This window comes from Kitasatospora sp. NPDC028961, from assembly GCF_055564815.1.
The window spans coordinates 23,623-42,258 of sequence record NZ_JBVHVO010000016.1 but is presented as its reverse complement, the minus strand read 5'-3'; the positions used below and the strand labels follow the sequence as shown (position 1 = coordinate 42,258).

Sequence of the window (18,636 nt, the reverse complement as noted above, 5' to 3'; positions counted from 1 at the left end):
AGGAGAAATAGCTGGGGTGGGTGGGGGAACGACTCTCCCCAGCCCCCCCCCCCCCCCCCGGGCCGCCGAAGGAGCGCCGGTCAGTCGCCGCAGCAGCCGCCCGCCGCGGGGGCGGCCACCGGCGCCGGGGCGCCGATGGTGGGCAGGCCGAGCATCACGCCGGCCGGCTTGGCCGCCGGGGCCGCCTGGCGCTTCTCCCAGGCGTCGCCGGCCCGGGTGCGGCGCACCCCGAGGGTCGGGCCCTCGGCCAGCAGGTGGTGCGGGGCGGCGTAGGTGATCTCGACGGTCACCGTGTCGCCCGGGCGCACCGGCTCGGCGGGCCGGGTGAAGTGCACCAGCCGGTTGTCGGGCGCGCGGCCGGAGAGCCGGTCGGTCCGGTCGTCCTTCTTGCCCTCGCCCTCGGCGACCAGGATCTCCAGGGTGCGTCCGACCTGCTTCTTGTTCTCCTCCCAGGAGATCTCCTCCTGGAGCGCGATCAGCCGGTCGTAACGGGCCTGCACGACGGCCTTCGGCACCTGGTTCTCCATCTCGGCGGCCGGGGTGCCGGGGCGCTTGGAGTACTGGAATGTGAAGGCGTTGGTGAAGCGGGCCTCGCGCACGGTGTGCATGGTCTGCTCGAAGTCCTCCTCGGTCTCGCCGGGGAAGCCCACGATGATGTCGGTGGAGATGGCCGCGTCCGGCATCGCCTCGCGCACCTTCCGGATGATGCCGAGGAAGCGCTCCTGCCGGTACGAGCGGCGCATCGCCTTGAGCACGGTGTCCGAGCCGGACTGCAGCGGCATGTGCAGCTGGTGCATCACGTTCGGGGTCTCGGCCATCGCGGCGATCACGTCGTCGGTGAAGTCGCGCGGGTGCGGCGAGGTGAAGCGGATCCGCTCCAGGCCCTCGATCTGCCCGGCGGCGCGCAGCAGCTTGGAGAACGCCTCACGGTCGCCCAGGTCGGAGCCGTAGGCGTTGACGTTCTGGCCCAGCAGGGTGACCTCGATGACGCCCTCGCCGACCAGCGCCTCGATCTCGGCGAGGACGTCGCCCGGGCGGCGGTCCTCCTCCTTGCCGCGCAGCGCGGGGACGATGCAGAAGGTGCAGGTGTTGTTGCAGCCGACCGAGATGGCCACCCACGCGGCGTACGCGGACTCGCGGCGGGTGGGCAGCGTGGACGGGAAGGTCTCCAGCGACTCCAGGATCTCGACCTGGGCCTTGCGCTCGACCGCGGCCCGCTCCAGCAGCGCGGGCAGGTGCCCGATGTTGTGGGTGCCGAACACCACGTCGACCCAGGGGGCCTTGCGGACGATGGTGTCGCGGTCCTTCTGGGCCAGGCAGCCGCCGACGGCGATCTGCATCCCCCGGTGGCGGCTCTTCACCGGCGCCAGCTGCCCGAGGTTGCCGTACAGCTTGTTGTCGGCGTTCTCGCGCACCGCGCAGGTGTTGAACACGACCAGGTCCGGGTCGCCGTCCTGCCCTGCCTTCACGTACCCGGCGTCCTCCAGCAGCCCGGACAGCCGCTCGGAGTCGTGGACGTTCATCTGGCAGCCGTACGTGACGACCTTGTAGCTCTTCAATCCGCTCTCACCGCTCACCCAACCAGGGTACGGGCACCCGCGAAGGGCTTTTCCCCGCCCGCCCGGGCGCCGCCCGCCCGCTCTCCGGGCGCCGGCCGCCACCCGCCCCGGCCTGCGCCCCTCCCGTTCGCCGCCCGCGCCTGGCACTATCCCTGCATGGCCCCCTCCCCCGATCCCCGCCCCGGCGGCGCCCTCCGCGCCGCCGCCCGCAGCCCGCTGTGGCGGACGCTGCTGGTCCTGGTGCTGGTGGCGGCCGGGTTCGGCGGCTGGTGGCTCTCGGCGGGCCGCACGCCCGACTACCCCCGCGGCGAGACCGGTTTCGCCACCGGGGTCCAGCGCGGCGTCTACGACCGGTACGGGCAGCTGCTGCAGACCCACGTCGCCAGGGCGATGCCGGGGGTGCGGCTGCGGCTGGACAACTCGCAGGGCTCGATCGACAACCTGGCCCGGGTCACCAGCGGCCAGGACGACTTCGCGATCGCGACCGCCGACGCCGTCGCCGAGTACTCCGGCCCCGGCAAGGACCGGCTACGGGCCATCGCCCGGCTCTACGACGACTACCTCCAGCTGATCGTCCCCGCCGACTCGACGGTGCGCCGGACGGCCGACCTCAAGGGCAAGCGGGTCGGCGTCGGGCAGGCCCTGTCCGGGGTGAACCTGGTGACCAGACGGCTGCTCTCCTCGGCCGGCCTCGACCCGGACCACGACATCACGCCGGTCATGCTGGGCGTCGGCGACGCCGCCGACCAGCTGCGGGCCGGCAAGCTGGACGCCTTCTTCTGGTCCGGCGGGCTGCCGACCAGCGCGCTGACCGACCTGTCCGACCACATCGGGATCAGGCTCGTACCGCTCGGCGACCTCGCCGAGGCCGTGCACAAGGTCGAGGGCGGCGGCACCGACGCCTACCGGGCGGCCACCATGCCGAAGGGCACCTACCCCAACGCCGAGCCCAAGGACGCCGTCGCCACGGTGGCCGTGCCCAACCTGCTGATCACCCGCGAGCACGTGGACACCGACCTGGTGCAGGGGATGACCCGGGCGGTGATAGACAGCCGCGACCAGATCGGCGCCCAGGTCCACGCCGCCCAGCTGGTCGACCTGCGCACCGCCGTCTACACCGACCCGCTCCCGCTGCACGAGGGCGCGATGCGCTACTACCGCTCGGTGAAGCCGTGAGGTCCTGACACCGCGAGGCCCTGCCATCGCGAGGTGCGGACACCGCAAGGTCCGGACCCCGGGGCCCCGAACCGCCCCGGCCCCGGCCCCGGCCGTCAGAGCTTCTTGCCCGCCCGCGGCACCGCCAGCGTCACCGCGAGGCCGGTCGGCCGCACCGGGGCGAAGGTGAGCGAGCCGCCGGCGGCCAGCAGCAGGGTGCGGGCGATCGAGAGCCCGAGCCCCGAGCCGTCCACGTTCTGGTGACGCGCGCTGCGCCAGAACCGGTCGCCGGCCCGGGCCAGCTCCTCCTCGGCGAGCCCCGGCCCGGCGTCCGAGACGGTCACCGCGACCTCGTCGCGCCGCACCGCCACCAGCACCCGGACCCGGCTGCCGGCCGGGCCGAACTTGAGCGCGTTGTCGACCACGGCGTCCAGCGCGCTGCCGAAGCCGATCGGGTCGGCCATGCCGAGGGCGAGCGCCGGGCCCTCCCAGCCGAGCTCGATCCCGCGCTGCTGGGCCACCGGCCGCCAGGCGTCCGCCCGGGCCAGGGTGAGCGCGACCAGGTCGGTCGGCTCCGGCTCGGGGCGGGCGTGCTCGGCGGTGGCCAGGCCCAGCAGGTCGTCCAGCACCCGGGCCAGTCGGACGCCCTCCTCCCGGACCCTGCCGAGCTCCTCGTCGTGCCCCTCGGGCAGCTCCAGGCCCAGCACCTCGACCCGCAGCAGCAGCGCCGCCAGCGGGTTGCGCAGCTGGTGCGAGGCGTCCGCGACGAAGGCCTTCTGCTGGTCCAGGGCGAGCACCACATGGTCGGCCATGTCGTTGAACGAGCGGGCCAGGCGCTGCAGTTCGGGCGGCCCGCCGCCGGGCGCCACCCGGGCGTTCATCCGGCCGGTGGCGATGTCGTGGGTGGCCCGGTCGAGAGTCCGGACGGGCCGCAGCACCCACTCGGTGAGCCGGACGGCCAGCAGCACCGCGACGATCATCGCGGCGGCCTCGCCGGCCCCGATCACCAGCCAGCGGTGCAGCACCCGGGTGCGCATCGGCCCGGTCGGGGACTCGCTGAGCACCACCGCGACCACGTCGCCGTCCCGGACCACCGGGGTGGCGATGGTCAGGGTCCGGTCGGGGGTCCACGGCCAGACCTGCGGCGGGTTGTGGCTGCGCCGCCCGTCCAGGGCCTCCTGGAAGGCCTGCTCGCCCCAGCCGCCGGCGGGTACCCGCCAGTCCTCGGGGGCGGTGGCGATCGGCAGGCCGTCGCGCTGGAAGATGCCGAGCCGCACGCCGTAGAGGTCGTGGTAGCGCGCCACCTCGGCGTCCAGCGCGTGCCGGCGGCTGAGGTCGCCGGGGGCGGGCTGGGACTCCCCCTTGAGGGCGGACTCCAGCCCGGAGACGCCCGAGGTGGGCAGGTCCTGGGCGAACCGGGCGGCGTCGTCGAGCCGGTCGACGACCACCCGGCTCTGCTCGGCGGCCGCGACCGCCGCGGCGAGCGGCAGCCCGAGGGCGGCCAGTACGCAGAGCATCAGGGCGAGCAGGATCCCGAGCAGGCGGGTACGCACGTGCGGTCAGTGCTCCGCGCGGGCCTGGGGGGCTTGCGCCGCGGCCGTCGCGGCGGACCCGGCGGCGGCCGGGCTCTCGGGGATCAGCCGGTAGCCGACGCCGCGGACGGCCTCGACCAGTCCGGGCAGCGCGAGCTTGGTGCGCAGCGAGCCGATGTGCACCTCCAGGGTGCGGCCGTTGCCCTCCCAGCCGCTGCGCCAGACCTCGCTGAAGATCTGCTCGCGGCGGTAGACCACGCCGGGGCTCTGCGCGAGCAGCGCCAGCAGGTCGAACTCCTTGCGGGTGAGCGGGACGTCCCGGCCGTCCACGCTGACCCGGCGGCGCTCGCGGTCGATCAGGATGCCGCGGGACTCCAGCGGGCCGCCCTGCTGCGGTACGACGTCGGGGGCGGGCACCGCGGCGGCGGCGGGCGCCGCGCCGCGCCGGGCCACGGCGTGGATCCGGGCGAGCAGCTCGCCCATGTCGTAGGGCTTGGTGACGTAGTCGTCGGCACCGAGGTTGAGGCCGTGGATCCGGGAGCGGATGTCGGCGCGGGCGGTCACCATGATCACGGGCACGCCGCTGCCGGCCCGGATCCGGCTGCAGACCTCGAAGCCGTCCCGGTCGGGCAGGCCGAGGTCGAGCAGGACCACCCGGTACGGGTCGTTGCCGTCCGGCACCAGCGCGTCGAGCGCCTCGTGCCCGCTGCGGGCGTGCCTGACCTGGAAGCCGTGCCGGCCCAGGACCGCGACCAGCGCGGCGGCCACACGTTCGTCGTCCTCGACGAGCAGCAGTCGCATCGTTCCTCCTCCCCCCGACGTTCCCCGGGGTGTCACGTGATGTTCACGGGCCCCACCGGGCAGGTCCCGGTCCTGCGCAGTATGGGCCAGCGGAGCGCCGGACGCCAGGCTCGGCCACGCCCCGGGACCGCCGGGGACGGCGCGCGGCGGTGCGGGTGCCCGCTGTCACGGTGCCCCCTGTTTCCCGGTGTGAACGGCTCTTGCCGGGCGTGTGGCCGGATCGTGATCCTCAAGTTCCGCTCAGATCGGCTGACGTGGCATCGTCATGGCTCCTATGGTCACCCCACCGGGGGCCGAGGCTCCGCCGGCCGAGGCCCCCGGTTCCTACCATCACTGCCGCCCAAGGGAGTTCGACTCCGGGGGCCGACACGAGGAGCAGGCGCGATGACCGAGAGCCTGATCAAGGACTCCAGCGCCGCCGCGACCGCTCCGCTGGTGGTGCTGAACGGGGTGAACAAGCACTTCGGTGCCCTTCACGTCCTCCAGGACATCGACCTGGAGATCGCCCAGGGCGAGGTGGTGGTGCTGATCGGCCCCTCCGGCTCGGGCAAGTCCACGCTCTGCCGGACGATCAACCGGCTGGAGACCGTCGACTCCGGCACGATCACCATCGACGGCCGGCCGCTGCCCGCCGAGGGCCGGGAGCTGGCCAAGCTGCGCGCCGAGGTCGGCATGGTGTTCCAGAGCTTCAACCTCTTCGCGCACAAGACCGTGCTGGAGAACGTGGTGCTCGGCCAGGTCAAGGTGCGCGGGATCGCCCGTGAGAAGGCGGTGCGGACCGCCCAGGAGCTGCTGGAGCGGGTGGGGGTCGGCGCGCAGGCGTCGAAGTTCCCGGCCCAGCTCTCCGGCGGCCAGCAGCAGCGCGTCGCGATCGCCCGGGCACTGGCGATGAACCCGAAGGTGATGCTCTTCGACGAGCCCACCTCGGCGCTCGACCCGGAGATGATCAACGAGGTGCTGGAGGTCATGCGCCAGCTGGCCGCCGACGGCATGACGATGGTCGTCGTCACCCACGAGATGGGCTTCGCCCGCTCCGCCGCCAACCGCGTGCTCTTCATGGCCGACGGCCGAATCGTCGAGCAGAACACCCCCGAGGCCTTCTTCACCGCGCCGCGCAGCGACCGCGCGAAGGACTTCCTCTCGAAGATCCTGCACCACTGAGCTTCCGGACGGACACCGGTCGGCGACGGCAAGGACGCCGGCGCCGGTCCCGTCCGCCCGGCCACCTTCCTGTCGCCAGAGCCCGGTTGAACCGTGGCCCAGCCCCGAGGAGAACCACCCTCATGAGGACTCGTCGCACCTTCGCCGTCGCGCTCTGTGCCATCGCGCTCACCGCCACCGCCGCCTGTGGCAAGGACGGCACCCCCGGTGACGCCGCCGCCAGCGGCAGCACCGCCCCCAAGCTGCCCACCTACACCGTCAAGACCGACGCGAAGGTGGACTCCGCGATCTTCGCCGAGGCCAAGAAGCGCGGCCAGCTGATCATCGGCGCCAAGTCCGACCAGCCGTTCCTCGGCTTCGAGGACCTCGCCAGCGGCGACCGCAGCGGCTTCGACATCGAGATCGCCAAGATGGTCGCCGCGGACCTCGGCTTCACCCCGCAGCAGATCAAGTGGCAGACCCTGGTCTCCTCGCAGCGCGAGCCCGCGATCTCCAAGGGCCAGATCGACTTCTACGTCGGCACCTACAGCATCAACGACGAGCGCAAGAAGACGGTGTCCTTCGCCGGCCCGTACTTCATCGCCGGCCAGGACTTCCTGGTCAAGGCGGACAACACCTCGATCACCGGCCCGGAGTCGGTCAACGGCAAGAACATCTGCACCGCCACCGGCTCCACCTCGATCAAGAACATCCAGCAGTACTCGCCGAAGATCACCCAGTTCGACACCTACTCGGCCTGCGTCGAGAAGCTGCTGTCGGGCGAGGTCGACGCCGTCACCACGGACGACGCCATCCTCAAGGGCTACGCCTCCAAGTACGCGCCCAAGCTCAAGGTGGTCGGCAAGCCGTTCACCAAGGAGAACTACGGCGTGGGCCTGAACAAGGACGACGCCGCCCTGCGGGGCGCCATCAGCGACGCCCTGAAGGCGCACCAGGACAACGGCGACTGGAAGAAGGCGTACGACGCCACCCTCGGCCTCTCCGGCTCGGCCGCGCCCACCCCGCCGGCCCTTGAGCGGTACTGACCGCCCGCCGACCACCGTTCCTGACCACTCCTGAGAGGAGGGCCGCCGGATGGGTTTCCTGTTCGAGGACGGCAACTTCGCGCTGTTCCGCGACGGCTTCCTGCAGACGATCGAGCTGAGCGCGCTCAGCGCACTGCTCGCCCTGCTGCTGGGCACCCTGCTGGCGGCCTTCCGGGTCTCCCCCATACCCGCGCTGCGCGGCTTCGGCACGGCCTGGGTGACGCTCTTCCGCAACACCCCGCTGACGGTGCTGTTCTTCGCCGTCACGTTCGGGCTCCCGCCGCTCGGCGTGCACTTCAGCCACCTCACCTTCGCGGTGCTGGCGCTGGGCAGCTACACGGCCTCGTTCGTCTGCGAGGTGCTCCGCTCGGGCATCAACACCGTGCCGCTCGGCCAGGCCGAGGCCGCCCGCAGCCTTGGCATGACCTTCGGTCAGACCCTGACCAGCATCGTCCTGCCGCAGGCCGCCAGGACGGTGCTGGCACCGCTGAGCAGCGTCTTCATCGCCCTGCCGAGGAACTCGGCGATCGCCGGCGCCTTCAGCGTCAGCGAGCTGTACAGCGCGCAGCAGTCGTTCTCCGAGGACGGCTACTCGATCTTCGCGATCTTCTTCTGGGTGGCCTGCGCCTACCTGGTGATCAGCGCCGTCGTCGCCCTGCTGTTCCGCTTCCTGGAAGACCGACTGGCGGTGGCCCGATGAACGCCCTCTTCACCCGCTCCTCCACGGCCAGCGTCCTCTACGACGCCCCGGGCCCGCGGGCCCGCACGCGGTACCGGCTGTTCGGGGTGCTGTCGCTGCTCGCGATCGCCGGCCTGCTCTGGTACGCGATCGCCAGCCTGGCCTCCAACGGCCAGTTCGACGCCCAGCTCTGGGACGCCTTCCAGTACAACACCGTCCAGCAGCGGATCGTCGACGGTCTGCTGGCCACCCTGGAGGCCTTCGGGCTGGCCGCGGTCGGCTCGCTGGCCCTGGGCGCGCTACTGGCGGCCGGACAGCTCTCCGACCACAAGCCGGTCCGCTGGGCGGCGGTCTCCTTCGTCCAGTTCTTCCGGGCGATGCCGCTGCTCATCCTGATCGTCGCGCTCTACTACGCCTTCTTCGCCAAGGAGCCGATGTGGGCCCTGGTGATCGGGCTCACCCTCTACAACGGCTCCGTGCAGGCGGAGATCATCCGCAGCGGCGTCAACGCCGTGCCGCGCGGTCAGGGCGAGGCCGCGTTCGCGCTCGGCCTGCGCAAGACCCAGGTGATGACGACCATCCTGGTGCCGCAGGCGGTCCGCTCGATGCTGCCCACGATGATCGGCCAGCTGGTCGTCACCCTCAAGGACACCTCGCTCGGCTTCATCATCACCTACCACGAGCTGCTGTTCGTCGGTAAGGCGATCGCCAGTCAGCCGCTCAACGCCGCGGGCTTCCCCTACATCCCCGTGGTCCTGGTGATCGGGCCCATCTACATCGTGATGTGCCTGCTGCTCACCGCGCTCGCCCGGTGGATCGAGGCACGCGGCCGCCGCGGCGCGAACCGGCGCACATCAGCTGCTGCTTGACGGACACGCAGGCGAACTGTTGCATTGCTCTTCGTGACACCATCCGGGACCATCCTCGCGGCATATGACGCCCCCTCGTCGGCCTGCCCGGCCCCGGGGGTGCGCGGCTCCGCCCGCCCGGCCGGCCGCTGCGCGGAGGGCCCGGCATGGACCCGGTGATCGTGGTCGGGGCCGGACCGGTCGGTCTGGCCCTGGCCCTCGCCCTCGCCCGGCACGAGGTGCCGACCGTCGTCCTGGACGAGGGCTCCGGGCTCTGCCCCGAGGGCCCTCGCAGCGTCGTGCTCGGGGCCGACACCGCCGCCTTCCTGACCAGGATCGGCTACCCGCGGGCCGTCTCGGACGCCGCCCGGTGGGACGCCTTCACCATCTGGCGCCGCCGCCAGGAGGTGCTGCGGATCGACCTGGCCGACACCCCCGTCCTCCACCTGCCCCAGCACCGCCTCCAGCGCGGCCTGCGCGACGCCCTGACCGGCACCCCGCTGGTGCGGCTGGTGCCGTTGAGCCGCGTCACCGAACTCGCCCAGGACCGCGACGGCGTCAGCGTCCGCACCCGCAACCCGCAGGACGGCACCGAGACCTGGTGGCGCGGCAGCCACCTGGTCGGCTGCGACGGAGCCCGCTCCGCCGTCCGGAAGCTGCTGCGGATCCGCTTCCCCGGCCGGCCGGCCGTCGACCGCAACGCCGTCGCCACCGTCCGGGTCGACCTGCCCTTCACCGAGGCCCGGCTGCACCGCGAGCCCCCGTGGCGCGGCGACCGCGAGGCCTCCGCCCGACCGCTGCCGGACGGCGTCTGGCGCCTCGACTGGCGGCTGCCCCCCGGCCGGCCGGTCCCCAGCGAACCCGTCGACCCGCACGCCACCTGGCCCGGCGTCGTCACCGGCGACACCCTGCTCACCCGGGTCACCGCGACCCTGACCGGCTGGTGCGGCGAGCTGCCCCGGTACGAGCTGCTCGCCGCCGCCGACCACACCGCCCAGCAGCGCCTCGCCGCCCGGTTCCGCAGCGGCCGCTGCTTCCTCGCCGGCGACGCCGCCCACCTGCACGGCGCCCTCGGCATGCAGAACCTCGCCGACGGCCTGCGCGACGCCGACAACCTCGCCTGGCGCCTCGCCCTCGCCTGGCATCTGCACACCGGCGGCCCCCAGCCCGGCGGCTCGCTGCTCGACGGGTACGAGGCCGAGCGGCGCGGCGCGGTCGGCGCCCGGCTGCGCGCCGTCGACCAGGCCATGCCGCTGCTGCGCCCGCTGCGCGGCTGGCAGGCCACCCGGCGCTCGCTGCTCTCCGGCTCGTTCCGCAAGCACGCGCCGCTGCTCGCCGACGGCCAGCTCGGCACCGGCCGCTTCGGCGGCGCTCCCGCCTACCCGGCGGCGCCCAGCGGCGTGCCCGGGCGGGTCCCGGTGCAGCGCGGCCGGCGCGACGCGACCTCGCTCAGCGAACTGCTGCCCGCCACCTCGCCCGGCGTGCTCGTCCCGGACCTGCCGGTGCTCACCACCGACGGCACGCCGGACCAGCTGCACGCCCGGCTCGGTGCCTCCTTCCTGCTGCTGCTGGTCGCCCCCGGCACCGCCGTCTGGTCCGCCGAACACTGGCTCGGCGCCGGGCTGATGCCCCGGCTGGCCGAGGTCGCCGCGGCCCTGCCGGTGCCGGCCGAGGTGCTGGTCACCGAGGAGTACCCCGGAGCCGGACCGCACACCGTGCTACTGATCCGGCCGGACGGCCATCTGGTCGGGGTCACCCAGGGCGCCGCGGCGGACGACCTCCTCGCGCTGGCCGAGCGCGCCCGGGGCGGGCCGCCGACCCTGGCCGGCGGTGCCGAGCCGGACCAGGAACCCGATCGTCCCGGCCGCGACACCGGCACCGAATCCGCCCGCGGTACCGGCTCCGGTCCCGGGGCGGGCACTGGGGCCGCCGCGCCCCGACAGGTCTCCGGCGCGACGCCGCGCCCGGCGGACTCGCCTAGCGGGCCACCTCGGTGACCCTGCTCTCCCGCACCACCGTGACCCGGATCTGGCCCGGGTAGGTCAGCTCCTCCGCCACCTGCTTGGCGACCTCGCGGGCGATCACCTGTGCCCCGAGGTCGTCCACCACCTCCGGCCGCACCATCACCCGCACCTCGCGGCCGGCCTGCATCGCGTAGACCTTGGCCACCCCTTCGTGCGCCCGGGCGATCTCCTCCAGCCGCTCCAGCCGGCGCACGTAGACCTCCAGCGACTCCTTGCGCGCCCCCGGACGGCCGCCCGAGCAGGCGTCGGCGGCCTGGGTCAGCACCGCCTCGACCGTCCTCGGCTCCACCTCGCCGTGATGCGCCGCGATCGCGTGCACCACATCCGCCGACTCGCCGTACCGGCGGGCGAAGTCCGCCCCGATCGCCGCGTGACTGCCCTCGACCTCGTGCGTCAGCGCCTTGCCGATGTCGTGCAGCAGCGCCGCACGGCGCACCGGCGCCGGGTCCACCCCGAGCTCGGCGGCCATCATCCCGGCCAGGTGCGCCGACTCCACCAGGTGTCCCAGCACGTTCTGCCCGTACGAGGCCCGGTAGCGCAGCGTCCCCAGGGTGCGCACCAGCTCCGGGTGCAGCCCACCGACCCCGGCCGACAGCAGCGCGTCCTCACCGGCCCGGACGCAGCGCCGCTCGACCTCCTCGCGGCTGCGCTCGTGGACGTCCTCGATCCGCATCGGGTGGATCCGGCCGTCCTCGACCAGCTGCTCCAGGGTGAGCCGGGCGGTCTCCCGGCGGACCGGGTCGAAGCAGGACAGCTGCACCGAGACCGGGGTGTCATCGATGATCAGATTGACGCCGGTGACCGCCTCGAAGGCGCGGATGTTGCGGCCCTCCCGGCCGATGATCCGCCCCTTCATCTCCTCGTTGGGCAGCCGGAAGAGCGACACCGCCGTCTCGGCCGTCTGCTCGCTCGCCAGCCGCTGGATCGCCCCCGCCACGATCTCCCGGGCCCGCTGCTCGCCCTCCTCCTTGGCCGCCCGCTCGATCTCGCGGACGGCGACGGCCGCCTCCCGCCGCGCCTCGGCCTCGGCCTCCCGGACGAGTTGGGCCCGGGCCTCGGCGGCCGAGAGTCCGGCGGCGCGCTCCAGCTCCGCCGCCCGGCGCCGCAGCAGCTCGTCGGCCTGGATCCGGGACCGCTCCAACGCGGTCGACCGGTCGTCGAGTTCACCCTCGCGGGCCCGGAGGCGGCTCAGCTCCTCGGTCAACCGCTCCTCGCGCCGGTCGAGTTCGGCCCGCACCCGCGCGGACTGCTCCTCGGCCCGGCGCCGGGCCCGCTCGGTCTCGGCCGTGGCCCGCCGCTGCGCGACCCGCAGGCGCCCGACCGTCAGCCAGGCCGCCGCCACGACGGCGACCAGCACCGCGGCCGACAGCAGGGGGACGACCGGTCCGGCGCTCAGCGCGATCCTCATCCTGCCCACTCCCCGTCCTGCGCGCCACGCCGCCCGGGACCAACCGAGACCGGGCCCGGGCATGCCTGCCCGCGGCACGGCCGGGGAGTGATCGACGCGTTACCCGCACTGAGTGCGAGGCTAAGCGCAGGTTACGAAACGGTCAAGACTGGCCAGGTAGTTGGCGAACTCCTCCACAGCGGGGCCGTCATTCCCACCCGGAACCGGGTCCTCCGTCCACGTCCTCTCCATCCGGACCGCCGTCGGCCGCCTCCGCGTCCAGGACCTCCCGGACCACCCGGAAGGCCAGCCCCTCGGAGTAGCCGCGCCGGGCCAGCACGCCGACCAGACGCCGCGTCCGGGCCTGCCGCTCCAGGCCCCTGGTCACCCGCAGCTTGCGTTCGACCAAGGCCCGGGCCGCCTCGGTCTCGTCGTCGTAGTCCAGCTGCGCGACGGCCTGCTCGACCAGGTCGCCGGCGACCCCCTTGGTCCGCAACTCCTGGGCCAGCGCCCGCCTGGAGAGACCGCGAACGGCGTGCCGGGACTCCACCCAGGCCTGGGCGAAGGCCGCGTCGTCGATCAGCCCGACCTCCTCCAGCCGGGTGAGCACCCCGTCGGCGACCTCGTCCGGGATCTCCCGCCGGCGCAGGGCGTCGGCCAGCTGCTTGCGGGACTTGGCGGCGCCGGTGAGCAGGCGCAGGCAGATGTCCCGCGCCCGGGCCTCGGGGTCCACCGACTCCTCGGGCTTCGCCGCCCGGGCACCCCGGGCGCCCTTGCGCCCTTCGCCCTCGGCGCGCTCCCGCGCGCGTCCCCGCGCGCGACGGGCACCCGCGCCCCGCCCGGCGCGCCCGCCGCCCTCGGCCACGTCGGCTGCGTCGACCGGGTCGGCGAGATCGGCCGGCCCGGTGCGGGAGACAGGGGCGGCCGCACCCCCGTGACCGGCCGCCCCTCCCCCGGCCGGATGGCCGGGAGCCGTCTCCTCCACCAGCGCGGAACGGCGCCGGCGCCGGCCCGTCGGCAGCTCGGACGCGGACACCAGCCCGAGCGCGTCGTCCAGGCCCTCCGGACCGCTCGCGCCGTCGGGAGCACCCCGCCGCCCGGCCCGGCCGGGCGGCGCGCCCCGCCCGGGCCGCCGTCCCGGGTCCGGTTCGAACTCCGAATCCGGCTCCGGCTCGGCCACCGCCGCGAACCAGTCCGGCGGCCCGTAGTCGTCGTCCTCCGGGCCCGCCGGGCCGCCGTCCACCGCCCCGCTGTGCTGCATCAATGACTCAGGCCTTGGCCGCCGCCGTCGTCTTCTTCGCCGCGGCCGTCTTGGCGGCGGTCGCGGTGATCGGCTTGGCCCCGCCCTCGGCAGCGGCGTCGACACCGGCGGCCGGCGTCTCGCCCTCGGCCGGCTCCGCCGTCTTCGGGCCGATGCCGAGCTTGGTCTTGATCTTCCGCTCGATCTCGTCGGCGAGCTGCGGGTTGTCCCGCAGGAAGTTGCGGGCGTTCTCCTTGCCCTGGCCGAGCTGGTCGCCCTCGTAGGTGTACCAGGCGCCCGACTTGCGGATGAACCCGTGCTCGACGCCCATGTCGATCAGGCCGCCCTCGCGGCTGATGCCCACGCCGTACAGGATGTCGAACTCGGCCTGCTTGAACGGCGCGGCCACCTTGTTCTTGACGACCTTCACCCGGGTGCGGTTACCGACCGCCTCGGTGCCGTCCTTCAGGGTCTCGATCCGGCGGATGTCGAGCCGGACGGAGGCGTAGAACTTCAGCGCGCGGCCACCGGTCGTCGTCTCCGGCGAGCCGAACATGACGCCGATCTTCTCGCGGAGCTGGTTGATGAACACCGCGGTGGTGTTCGACTGGTTCAGCGCACCGGCGATCTTGCGCAGCGCCTGGCTCATCAGACGGGCCTGCAGACCGACGTGCGAGTCACCCATCTCACCCTCGATCTCCGCGCGCGGGACGAGCGCCGCGACGGAGTCGATGATCACCAGGTCGATCGCGCCGGAGCGGATCAGCATGTCGGTGATCTCCAGGGCCTGCTCACCCGTGTCCGGCTGGCTGACCAGCAGGGCGTCGGTGTCCACGCCGAGCTTCTTCGCGTAGTCCGGGTCGAGCGCGTGCTCCGCGTCGACGAACGCGACCGTGCCGCCGGCCCGCTGGGCGTTGGCCGCCAGGTGCAGGGTCAGCGTGGTCTTTCCGGACGACTCGGGGCCGTAGATCTCGACCACCCGGCCGCGCGGGATGCCGCCGACCCCGAGGGCGACGTCCAGGGCGGTGGACCCGGTGGGGATCACGTCGATCGGCTCGTTGGCCTTCTCGCCGAGGCGCATCACCGAGCCCTTGCCGAACTGCCGCTCGATCTGGGCGAGTGCGGTCTCAAGAGCCTTCTCGCGGTCCGTACCTGCCATGGCTTCCACCCTCGGGTTCTGTGCTGTGCGCTTCATCGTTCTCGACGCTAGCGCGTCCCACTGACAATCGGCCCCGACCGGGCTCGACCCTGTGGAAAACTCTTCGCCGGAGAGTACAAAGAACACCTGTTCGATTCAAGCGGCGCAGGTGGGCCGGGCCCGACCGACCCCGGCCGCCGCCCCCGGCGCTACTCCTCGCCGCCCCGGCCCGGGCCCCCGCCCCGCCCGGAGTCGTGTCCGGAGTCCCGCCCGGCGTCACGGCCGCCCGCGTCCTCCCCGCCCGCGGCGCCGTCCGGCCCCACCCCCGCGCCGACCATCCGCCGCAGCCGCCGCGCCGCCTTCCGGCGCAGCTCCCGCCGGGCCCGCCGCTGGGCCCCCCGGTCGATCCGCGGATCGGTGGCCACCTCGTACCGGCGCACGTAGGTGCCGACGAAGCCCTGCAGGGTGGCGGCCGCCGGGATGGCGATCAGCGCGCCCACCGCGCCGAGCAGCGCCGCGCCCGCGATCACCGAGCCGAAGGCCACCGCCGGGTGCACGTCCACCGTCCTGGCGGTGATCCGGGGGTGCAGCAGGTAGTTCTCGATCTGCTGGTAGACGACCACGAACGCCAGCACCCAGAGCGCGTCCACCGGCTCCACGGTGAGCGCGACCAGCACCGGCAGCGCACCGGCCAGATACGTCCCGATGGTGGGCACGAACTGCGACATGACGCCCACCCAGACCGCCAGCGCCGCCGAGTACGGCAGGTCCAGCAGCGCGAACATCACCCAGTGCGCGAGTGCCGAGGCGACCGCGAGCAGCGCCCGCGAGTAGAGGTAGCCGCCGGTCTTCGCCAGCGCGATCTCCCAGGCCCGCAGCACCTCGCCCTGCTTGGCGGGCGGCAGCAGCGAGCAGACCGTGCGGCGCACCCGGGGGCCGTCCGCGGTGAAGTAGAAGGTGAAGAGCCCGACCGTGAAGGCCTGGAACAGCCCGCCGATCAGCGTCGAGGAGACGCCCCACACGTTGTCGGCGGCCTGCTGCGCGTAGGTCTCGATCGCCCCGGAGTCCTTGAGCAGCTTCTTCTGCAGCTCGTCCAGCGAGAGGTCCTGGTGGAAGGTCTGGTTGATCCAGTGGATCAGGTTGTCGAGCAGGTGCGGCAGGTCCCCGGCGATCTTCGCCACCTGGTCGACCAGCAGGGTGCCGAGCGCGGTCAGGAACCCGCCCACCGCGACCGCCACCGCGACGAAGACCAGGAAGGTGCCGACCCCTCGGCGCACCCCCCGGGCCGCCATCCGGTCGACGGCCGGCTCCAGGGCCAGCGAGAGGAAGAAGGCGACCAGGAGCATCACGAACAGGTCGATCAGCTGGTGGAAGGCCCAGTCGGCGAGCTGGAACAGCCCGACCATGACCAGCGCCAGCACCATGGCGCGGGGCAGCCAGCGCGGCATGCCGATCCCCAGGAGCCCGTCGGCCGGGGCGGGCACGGAGTCACGGGCGGGCTCCCGGTCGGCGCCGTCGCGGTGCTCGGGCCGCCGGCCCGCGGCCTCGTCGGCGGCCTGCGCCGACCTGTCCGACTTCTGCGGTTCTGCGCTGCTTGTCACTCGGACAGTCTGTCCCATGCCCCGTGCCCCACACCCCTCCGGGCACCGGGCACCGGTTCAGCGGAGCACTGCGGACACGCCCTGGTTCTCGCAGACCATCCGCCAGACGTCCTTGGCCTCCCAGCCCGCGTCCAGGGCCTGCCGCACCGTCCGGCCGCCCAGCTCGCTCATCACGTGGTCGGTGGCGAAGGACTCCGCGTACGCCTCCCCGAAGTGTGCGTACATCCGTCGCCAGAATTCGGTCAGCCTCATGCCCACCAGTATCCCGGACCGGACCGGAGGCTTCAGGGCGTCCAGTCGGCCGCCTCCAGCGCGTACTCGACCTCCCCGTGCTCCGACCCCGGGATCGCCTCCGGGTACTCCTCGTGGAAGGTCCGGACGAAGTGGAGCCCGGCCTTCTCCATCACCCGCCGCGAGCCGCGGTTGACCGTCATCGTGTACGCCACCACCCGGCGCACGCCCAGCTCGCCGAAGCCCCGGCGGATCAGCGCCCGGGCCCCCTCGGTGGCGTAGCCGCGGCCCCAGGCCGGCCGGCGCAGCCGGTAGCCGAGCTCGACCTCGCCGCGGTCCCGCCGGTCCGTCGGGCGGAACTCGAACCAGCCCAGGAAGGCCCCGCCGACCCGCTCCTCGGCGGCCCACCAGCCGAGGTCGCCGTACCGCCGGTAGTGGTCGAAGTAGAGCGGCAGCAGTTCCCGCTCGACCACCTCGCGCGGGGTGGCCCGGCCGCCGGTGAGGTGGCGCATCACCTCGGGGTCGCCGTCCAGCTCCACCAGGTGGTCGACGTCGGCGGGGGTGAAGCGGCGCAGCACCAGCCGCTCGGTGGTGAGGTGGACGGTCATCCCCCGATCCTCGCCCACGGCGCGGCGCCCGTCACCCGGTTTCCGGCGGCCCCCCAGCCCAGCGCGCCCGCCGCTCGGCGCAGGCCCCGCCCGCTCAGTGCGGCAGCGCGAGCGTCCCCGCGCCGTAGTACTGGCGGTCGCCGCAGGCGTACGGGCCGGGCGGGCAGGCGGCGGCCGCGGTGGTGGCCAGCAGGGTCGCGAGCCGGTCCGAGTCCCAGTCCGGGTGCAGCGCGGCGGCCACCGCGACCGCGCCGGTCACATGGGCCGCGGCCATCGAGGTGCCGGCCAGCGCGGCGTACTGGCCGCCGGGCCAGTCGGAGACCACCGCCCCCTGCGGGCCGCCGTCCGGGTCGCCGCCGGGGGCGGCCAGCGAGACCTTGCCGCGCCCGAAGTTGGAGTAGGCGGACGGGTGGCCGTCCCGGTTGACGGCGGTCACCGTGACCACCCCGGGGAGTTCGCCGGGGAGCCGGACGCACTCCGTCCCGACGTAGCGGGTCCGGGCCGGGCCGGAGCTGCGGTCGTTGGGGCTGCGGTCGTCGGTGCGGGCGGCCCCGAGGTCCTGCCCGTCGTTGCCGGCCGAGGCCACCACCACCGCCCCCTTGCGCCGGGCGTAGTCGACGGCCCGGGCGACGGCGGCGGTCAGCGCGGCCTGGTCGCCGTCCTCCGGGCAGTTGTACTTCCAGGGGTCGGCGAAGTAGCTGTTGTTGATCGCCTTGGCACCGTGGTCGGCGGCCCAGAGCATGCCGCAGACGATGTTCTCCGCGTAGTACTGCCCCAGCGGCCCGAGCAGCCGGACGGCGGCGATCCGGGCCCCTGGCGCGACGCCGCTGACGCCGTGGCCGTCCCGGGCGGCGCCGACGATCCCGGCGACGTGCGTGCCGTGGCCGCTCTCGCCGACCCCGGGGTCGGGCCGCCAGGCGCCGGTCCGGGCGTCCGGGCGGCCGTCCGCGCAGGAGGCGGAGCTCTTCGGGTCCACGGCCGCGCGCAGGTCCGGATGGGTGTCGTCGACGCCCGAGTCGAGCACCGCGACCAGCACCCGGCGCAGCGCGTCGGCGGAGGGGGCGCCCGGTCCGGTGCCGGGACCGCGCAGCAGGGTGGCGGTGGTGTCGGCGGACGGGCCGCCGCCGCTGCCGAGCATCGCGAGGTTCCAGGCGTCGCGCTCGCCCGGGTCGGCCACGGTGGGGGTGGCGTCGTCCGCGCCGTCCGACCCCGCCCGGTCGCCGCCGGCCCCGGCCCCGGCGCCGAAGTCGCCGGCGCCGTCCAGCGGGCGGGGCGGGCTCGGCACCGGTGAGGTCCGGGTGGCGCCCACCGCGGCCACTCCGGGCCGGTCCCGGACCTTGTCGGCGAAGCCGCCGGCGGCGTACGCGAGGACCGCCCCGATCTGGGGGTACTCCTGGACGACCTGCCCGCCGGCGGCACGCGCCTCGGCACCGGCCCGGGCGGCGCCGGACGCGTCCTGCCGCTCGGCCAGCACCAGGTAGCTGAAGTACTCCCGCCCGGGCCCGGCCACGTACGGGACGGCGCCGCCGACCACCAGCGCGGTGAGCAGCATCGCGAGCAGTGCGCGGACCGGGCCCCGGGTTCGGCGCCGGGGGACCTGCACGGGACCGCTGCCGGCCGGGTGCGCCTGCGCCATCGCACGGTCTC

At 74.1% G+C, this 18,636-nt stretch carries 16 protein-coding genes; 6 read left to right on the top strand and 10 right to left on the bottom strand.

All coding sequences use genetic code 11. The annotated features are described in order from the left end of the window. Positions 1 to 80 precede the first annotated feature (80 nt). Positions 81 to 1,577, bottom strand: coding sequence for a tRNA (N6-isopentenyl adenosine(37)-C2)-methylthiotransferase MiaB (gene miaB / locus ACZ4UX_RS24785; protein WP_329489825.1), 1,497 nt, complete (start codon positions 1,575 to 1,577; stop codon positions 81 to 83). Positions 1,578 to 1,715: 138 nt separating this feature from the next. On the opposite strand from miaB, the gene ACZ4UX_RS24780 reads away from it, so the two are divergent. After that, positions 1,716 to 2,735: a TAXI family TRAP transporter solute-binding subunit gene (locus ACZ4UX_RS24780; protein WP_465708270.1), complete on the top strand. Its 1,020-nt coding sequence runs from the start codon at positions 1,716 to 1,718 to the stop codon at positions 2,733 to 2,735. 95 nt (positions 2,736 to 2,830) lie between these two features. Here ACZ4UX_RS24780 and ACZ4UX_RS24775 read toward each other — a convergent pair whose 3' ends face one another. Together ACZ4UX_RS24775 and ACZ4UX_RS24770 are read right to left on the bottom strand one after the other, a co-directional pair. Further along, on the bottom strand, positions 2,831 to 4,267 hold the full coding sequence (locus tag ACZ4UX_RS24775) for a sensor histidine kinase (protein ID WP_329489823.1): 1,437 nt from the start codon (positions 4,265 to 4,267) through the stop codon (positions 2,831 to 2,833). 6 nt (positions 4,268 to 4,273) lie between these two features. Then, entirely contained in the window at positions 4,274 to 5,047 is a 774-nt protein-coding gene (locus ACZ4UX_RS24770) for a response regulator transcription factor (protein ID WP_329489822.1), read from the bottom strand. 384 nt (positions 5,048 to 5,431) lie between these two features. Between ACZ4UX_RS24770 and ACZ4UX_RS24765 the strand changes: the two genes are divergently transcribed. From ACZ4UX_RS24765 to ACZ4UX_RS24745, 5 genes are all read left to right on the top strand, one after another. Continuing rightward, entirely contained in the window at positions 5,432 to 6,208 is a 777-nt protein-coding gene (locus ACZ4UX_RS24765; RefSeq protein ID WP_329489821.1) for an amino acid ABC transporter ATP-binding protein, read from the top strand. 122 nt (positions 6,209 to 6,330) lie between these two features. Further along, positions 6,331 to 7,233 carry a glutamate ABC transporter substrate-binding protein gene (locus ACZ4UX_RS24760; RefSeq protein ID WP_329489820.1) on the top strand — a complete coding sequence of 301 codons (903 nt, stop codon included), beginning with the start codon at positions 6,331 to 6,333 and terminating at the stop codon, positions 7,231 to 7,233. Between the two features lie 49 nt (positions 7,234 to 7,282). Next, positions 7,283 to 7,933, top strand: a complete 651-nt coding sequence (locus ACZ4UX_RS24755; protein ID WP_329489819.1) for an amino acid ABC transporter permease — start codon at positions 7,283 to 7,285, stop codon at positions 7,931 to 7,933. After that, complete coding sequence (locus ACZ4UX_RS24750; RefSeq protein ID WP_352297348.1) at positions 7,930 to 8,781, top strand: amino acid ABC transporter permease; 852 nt, start codon at positions 7,930 to 7,932, stop codon at positions 8,779 to 8,781. Before ACZ4UX_RS24755 ends, ACZ4UX_RS24750 begins: the two co-directional genes overlap by 4 nt. Before the next feature lie 146 nt (positions 8,782 to 8,927). Then, on the top strand, positions 8,928 to 10,757 hold the full coding sequence (locus tag ACZ4UX_RS24745; protein WP_465708269.1) for an FAD-dependent monooxygenase: 1,830 nt from the start codon (positions 8,928 to 8,930) through the stop codon (positions 10,755 to 10,757). On the opposite strand, the gene rny is transcribed toward ACZ4UX_RS24745, so the two are convergent. The 7 genes from rny to ACZ4UX_RS24710 all read right to left on the bottom strand — a co-directional run bounded on the left by rny (position 10,738) and on the right by ACZ4UX_RS24710 (position 18,625). Beyond that, positions 10,738 to 12,192 (bottom strand): ribonuclease Y, encoded by a 1,455-nt coding sequence (gene rny, locus ACZ4UX_RS24740; RefSeq protein WP_465708268.1) that lies wholly within the window; start codon positions 12,190 to 12,192, stop codon positions 10,738 to 10,740. The two genes, ACZ4UX_RS24745 and rny, sit on opposite strands and share 20 nt — an antisense overlap. Positions 12,193 to 12,379: 187 nt before the next feature. Continuing rightward, positions 12,380 to 13,432: a regulatory protein RecX gene (locus tag ACZ4UX_RS24735; RefSeq protein WP_465708267.1), complete on the bottom strand. Its 1,053-nt coding sequence runs from the start codon at positions 13,430 to 13,432 to the stop codon at positions 12,380 to 12,382. A gap of 7 nt (positions 13,433 to 13,439) precedes the next feature. After that, positions 13,440 to 14,570, bottom strand: coding sequence for a recombinase RecA (gene recA, locus ACZ4UX_RS24730; RefSeq protein WP_465708266.1), 1,131 nt, complete (start codon positions 14,568 to 14,570; stop codon positions 13,440 to 13,442). 188 nt (positions 14,571 to 14,758) lie between these two features. After that, a complete protein-coding gene (locus ACZ4UX_RS24725) occupies positions 14,759 to 16,150 on the bottom strand; it encodes an AI-2E family transporter (protein WP_465708265.1) in 1,392 nt (463 codons plus the stop codon). A gap of 57 nt (positions 16,151 to 16,207) precedes the next feature. Further along, a complete protein-coding gene (locus ACZ4UX_RS24720; RefSeq protein ID WP_352297341.1) occupies positions 16,208 to 16,402 on the bottom strand; it encodes a DUF3046 domain-containing protein in 195 nt (64 codons plus the stop codon). 32 nt (positions 16,403 to 16,434) lie between these two features. Next, positions 16,435 to 16,989 (bottom strand): GNAT family N-acetyltransferase, encoded by a 555-nt coding sequence (locus tag ACZ4UX_RS24715; protein ID WP_465708264.1) that lies wholly within the window; start codon positions 16,987 to 16,989, stop codon positions 16,435 to 16,437. A 94-nt stretch (positions 16,990 to 17,083) separates the two neighbouring features. Continuing rightward, positions 17,084 to 18,625 carry a S8 family peptidase gene (locus tag ACZ4UX_RS24710; protein ID WP_465708263.1) on the bottom strand — a complete coding sequence of 514 codons (1,542 nt, stop codon included), beginning with the start codon at positions 18,623 to 18,625 and terminating at the stop codon, positions 17,084 to 17,086. Positions 18,626 to 18,636 lie beyond the last annotated feature (11 nt).